Genomic DNA, 4,585 nt, shown 5'->3' on the forward strand with positions numbered 1-4,585 from the left:
TTTCGGTCCATATAAATCTTCTATCGCCACATCTTTAGCATAATTATATTTACTCGTTTTATTCTCAAGCATCCGATCAATGGTGTATCTTGCTTTTTCCATTAACTCAGTGTTTGATTGAAAGTCATAACCGCTAAGAATGTGCTCCAACTCCGATGGCTTACTAGCATCAAAATATATGCCACTTTTATCATAAATATATGATAATGGTGTAGCATGATGGCCTCCTAGGCCTATTGACCGAATAAACGCATCTTCGATTCGTATAACATCAATTCCAAGTGAATAAGCTTGTGCCTCAAGCCCTACAGGTTCTTTTTTCCCCCAGATTATGAATGCGTCTCCTTCATTAGGAGAACACGCAGACATGATCTGGCTTACACTTAAAGCTGCCTGTTTTGATACAGGCATATTTAAAGCCCAACAATTGTACTCTGTTATTTGATCAGCATAAAACTTAATTTTATGCATCCCAAACCCAATAAGAAAGCCACGCTTATTTACTTTAGAACCAGCACTAACATTTACCATCAAGGATGAAGTTATTTTTTTCTTATCTTCCGACATAGCTTTAGCTGACTGCTTGGCTTGAATAACAGACGCTGAATTAGCAGCACTTTTATTAATCAGCCAAACCACTTCATCAAAACCTAACCTATCACCTGTTGTTGAATTATAATACGTAGGATAAACCAAATATGAAACTGCAAACAACTGCTCTAGTGTAAGTGTACGATTTCGACGACTATTGCTCTGTCTTTCATCAGTCAGCCCCCAACCAGAGTAAAATGGACAACCTAATGTAGTAACTTTAATACCACGCAATAGTGCTTCAAAACCACCTAGAGAAGTAATCGTATAAACATGGTCAATCGTTTCAAAGGCGTTTGCCAGCGGAATATCTCTCTTGAGCACCAATGCTATATTTTCAACATCGGATGGGTCAGACTGATACGGGCGATGCCCATTCAACACATCAGGATGTGGCTTATATATGACCTGTGCACCAGGGTTCTCCTCAACGGCCAAGCGCACCACATCATTATTGGTTAGTTTTTTATCACAACCATATTGAATTGAAGCATCATCTTCCACCTGACCTAACACAAGTATTCGCTTGTTAGCTTTAGGCCCATAAATTTTTTCGACTTTAATTGACTTGCTGTTATTGTATTTACTCACTCCCGTTTTAAGGAGCAGCTTTATCCCTTCTTTTGCTTGAACAATCAATTCCGGCTTGCTTGAAAAATCAAAATTATTGAGCAGATCTTCAAGTTCGGAAGGTCTTGTAGCATCAAAATATGGTGTTTTACTATCTAGGCACAATGACATGGGTGGTGCCTTGGTGGCGCCCAGTTGCACGGAGCGCACGAAACCATCTTCAACAAACTTGGTTGAAACTTTTTCTTCTCTTAAAAACTCCAATATATATTCAGGTGCCTTGAATCCCCAGATAAATACTTGGCACGAGTCTTTTAGAGAAAGTATTTTCTTACGATACTGCGAATTGAACTGACTTTTTTTAATGTCTTTAGGTAGAAAAACCAAATCGTATTCTGAAAAATACATGCGTAGATATGTTTTCCAGGTACTAAATCCCACGACAAAAATCTTGGGCTTGCCTTCTTTCAGCTTTTTATTTTTCTGGGCATCTTCAAAAAACATGACAGGATGTTTAAAAAACTTGGTCAACTTGCTCACTGTTTCACCTATTAATCGAAATATGAATCACGAAGGGCTGCGTACTGGTCCCGCAGCTTTTGATATTCTGCTCTTGCCACTTCCATTTGCTTTTTGGCAGCTAACACTTCTTGCTCGTTCGCACTTTCACTCTCTCCTTGAGTTTGATTATCGCCATCTTGTTCCGCCATGCTGTCATGGTATGCCTTGATGGCATCGTCCACGTTGTCGTACCAGATAGCATCGCCATTGTTTATCCATATTCCTGCATCGCATAATTCACGCAAAATGCCTTCGCTGTGTGAAACGATAATAATACTGGCCTTGCCAACCTTCTCTTTAAATGCTGATGTGGCTTTCTTACGGAAGCGCAAGTCGCCTACGGATGTTGCTTCGTCTGATATATACACATCGAAATCGAAGGCAAGCGATAGACCAAAGGAAAGCCTTGAGCGCATGCCTGATGAGTATGTGCGTACCGGTTCATCAAACGAACTACCTATCTCTGCAAAGTCCTGTACGAACCGAATGACTCGCTGAACCTCTTCAACATCACTTCCTTGCGCCCTGGCCACGAACTTGACATTCTGCCGCCCCGTCATGTTGTTCTGCATGCCGCCCGATAGCCCCACCGGCCATGAAACACGGCTGTGGCGTATGACCTCTCCTCTATCGGGGGTATCCATACCAGCGATCAGGCGCAGCAGGGTCGATTTACCTGCGCCGTTGGGGCCAATCAAGCCAACGCTTACCCCTTTGGGTATGGTGAGGTTGATGTCTTTCAGCACCCAGTCACTACCGTGGTGGTTGTGGTAACGCTTGTAGAGATTACGAATTTCGATCATTTGTTTGTGAATCGTGAGGTGTGARTSGTGAATCGTGAATCGTGAATCGTGARTYGTGAGTTGTGAGTTGTGAGTTGTGAGTTGTGAGTTGTGAGTTGTGAGTTGTGARTKGTGAATGGTGATTACGCCTCGATCACTACTCTCACTTCTTTGCCTTTCCGTTTATAGAGGCTTTCGAGTTCATCTTTGAGCGCTATGCGAGCAGCTTGTTCACCGTGCACCAAACGAATCGTGTGGGGCCAGCGGCGCATGCGTTTGACGAAGTTGAGCAGGTTCTTTTGGTCTGCGTGGGCGGAGTATCCACTAATAGTGGTGACACCTGCTTTTATATCAAACCGTTGGCCGTCTATTTCTACCCAACCGCCCTGGGGGCCGTATTGTTGAATAGCGCGCCCTGGGGTGCCTGTGCCTTGGTAGCCTACGAATAAAACTTGGTGACGCTCATCGCCTAACATAGCCTTTAGGTAATTCATGATGCGCCCGCCTGCGCACATGCCGCTGGCGGCAATGACTACCGCTGGGCGGCCGGTTTTTGCAAGGTACGCCACGGTTTGCTCATGGGCTTCGTGGCTTTCTACTGTATAGAGATTTTCAAAGTTGAGCGGGTGGCGGCCACTGCGCAGGCGGCGCTGGGCTTCATTATCCCAGTAGGGTTTTAGCTGGCGGTAAACCTGGGTAAAACGGGCGGCAAGTGGTGAGTCAACGATGATTTCTAACGCTTTCCAGCGGCTGGGTTTGGATTTCGCGCTGGCTTCAAAAATGATGCCTTCCAACTCGTAGAGCAGCTCTTGAGTACGGCCAATGCTGAAGGCGGGTACCATCACCGTGCCGCCGTTAGTAAGCGCTTGCTCTATAGCCTTTTTAAGCATGGCACGGCGGTTACGGCGATTTGGATGTAGCCGGTCGCCGTAGGTGCTTTCCAGCACTAACTGTTCGCAGCCGTAGGGTGATTGCGGTGCGGGTAACAGCGGTGCATAAGGGGCGCCTAAATCTCCACTGAACACAACTCGCTCTTTTTCGCCGCTGGCATCCTGGTGGGCTACTTCTACATAGCTAGAACCAAGAATGTGCCCTGCCCGCTTGAGCTTCACTCTAGTGGTAATGCCGCCTTCGCCGGATTTTTCGACCACGTTATGCCATTTGCCGTAGGGCACACTAACGATTTGGGATGCTAGCTGGGCTTGAAAGCGTTCAATAAGCTGGGCGTTGCGGGTAAAGCCGATTTTGAGCGCATCTTCAATTACCAGCGGCAACAACACGGCGGAAGGAACAGAGCAAATGATAGGCCCTTTAAAGCCTGCAGCCAGCAGGTAAGGCAGTCGCCCTACGTGGTCTATATGTACATGGGTAATGATGAGGGCTTTTACAGTGCTGATATCGAATTCGATTTGCAGCTGCTGGAAGCTGTCTTGCGCTTCGTCTTCGCCCTGAAACAAGCCACAATCCACTAATAGTGAGTGTTCACTGCTGAGGATAAGCTGGTGGCAACTGCCGGTAACGCCAACGGCTCCGCCGTGGTGGATGATGTTGAGCATGAGGGCTGTGAGTTGTGAGTTGTGAGTTGTGAGTTGTGAGTTGTGAGTTGTGAGTTGTGAGTTGTGAGTAATTATCGATTTTGTAAATGGCGAATCAACCCACCTAGCAAACCTGATACTTGGTTAATCAACTCAATGGTAGTGCCCACATCCTGAATGTAGCCAAGACGCTGGGCAATCAGCAGTTGGGTTTCAATTTCACTCAACGATCCACGTGCAATAAACAAAAAACGAATAAAGTCTTTTTGACTACCCCTTGCTGCACCTTCGGAAATGTTACTAGGAACTGACACCACGGCTCGACGCATCTGACTTGTGAGGCCATACCGTTCGTCATCAGGAAATTGCGCTGTGATGAGATAGATTGATCTTGCCCAGTAACAGTGGACACCTCAAGAATGTAATACGCTACGATGAGGTGAACAATGGCAAGATCGACGACATCAATGAAGAAAAAATCCTATACCCGTTATTCAGATGCCTATCGGCAAGAAGCGTTAGCGCTTGCTGATCGCATAGGCGTCG

General features: G+C 45.9%; 4 protein-coding genes. All 4 read right to left on the minus strand.

What is annotated here, in order from left to right; all coding sequences use genetic code 11:
* The coding region (locus tag MOY_RS17020; protein WP_009100574.1) for a capsular polysaccharide export protein, LipB/KpsS family at nucleotides 1–1,701 on the minus strand (1,701 nt) is incomplete at its 3' end.
* Between the two features lie 11 nt (nucleotides 1,702–1,712).
* Nucleotides 1,713–2,525 (minus strand): ABC transporter ATP-binding protein, encoded by an 813-nt coding sequence (locus MOY_RS13190; RefSeq protein ID WP_009100576.1) that lies wholly within the window; start codon nucleotides 2,523–2,525, stop codon nucleotides 1,713–1,715.
* A 122-nt stretch (nucleotides 2,526–2,647) separates the two neighbouring features.
* Entirely contained in the window at nucleotides 2,648–4,060 is a 1,413-nt protein-coding gene (locus MOY_RS13195) for an MBL fold metallo-hydrolase RNA specificity domain-containing protein (RefSeq protein ID WP_009100578.1), read from the minus strand.
* 71 nt (nucleotides 4,061–4,131) lie between these two features.
* Nucleotides 4,132–4,425: a four helix bundle protein gene (locus MOY_RS13200; RefSeq protein ID WP_050949578.1), complete on the minus strand. Its 294-nt coding sequence runs from the start codon at nucleotides 4,423–4,425 to the stop codon at nucleotides 4,132–4,134.
* Between the last annotated feature and the right edge of the window lie 160 nt (nucleotides 4,426–4,585).

It is taken from the genome of Halomonas sp. GFAJ-1 (assembly GCF_000236625.2).
Classification (GTDB): Bacteria; Pseudomonadota; Gammaproteobacteria; order Pseudomonadales; family Halomonadaceae; genus Vreelandella.

Coding starts and splice junctions, on each gene's coding strand:
- MOY_RS13190 (WP_009100576.1), bottom strand. CDS start 2,525: ATGATCGAAATTCGTAATCTCTACAAGCGTTACCACAACCACCACGGT.
- MOY_RS13195 (WP_009100578.1), bottom strand. CDS start 4,060: ATGCTCAACATCATCCACCACGGCGGAGCCGTTGGCGTTACCGGCAGT.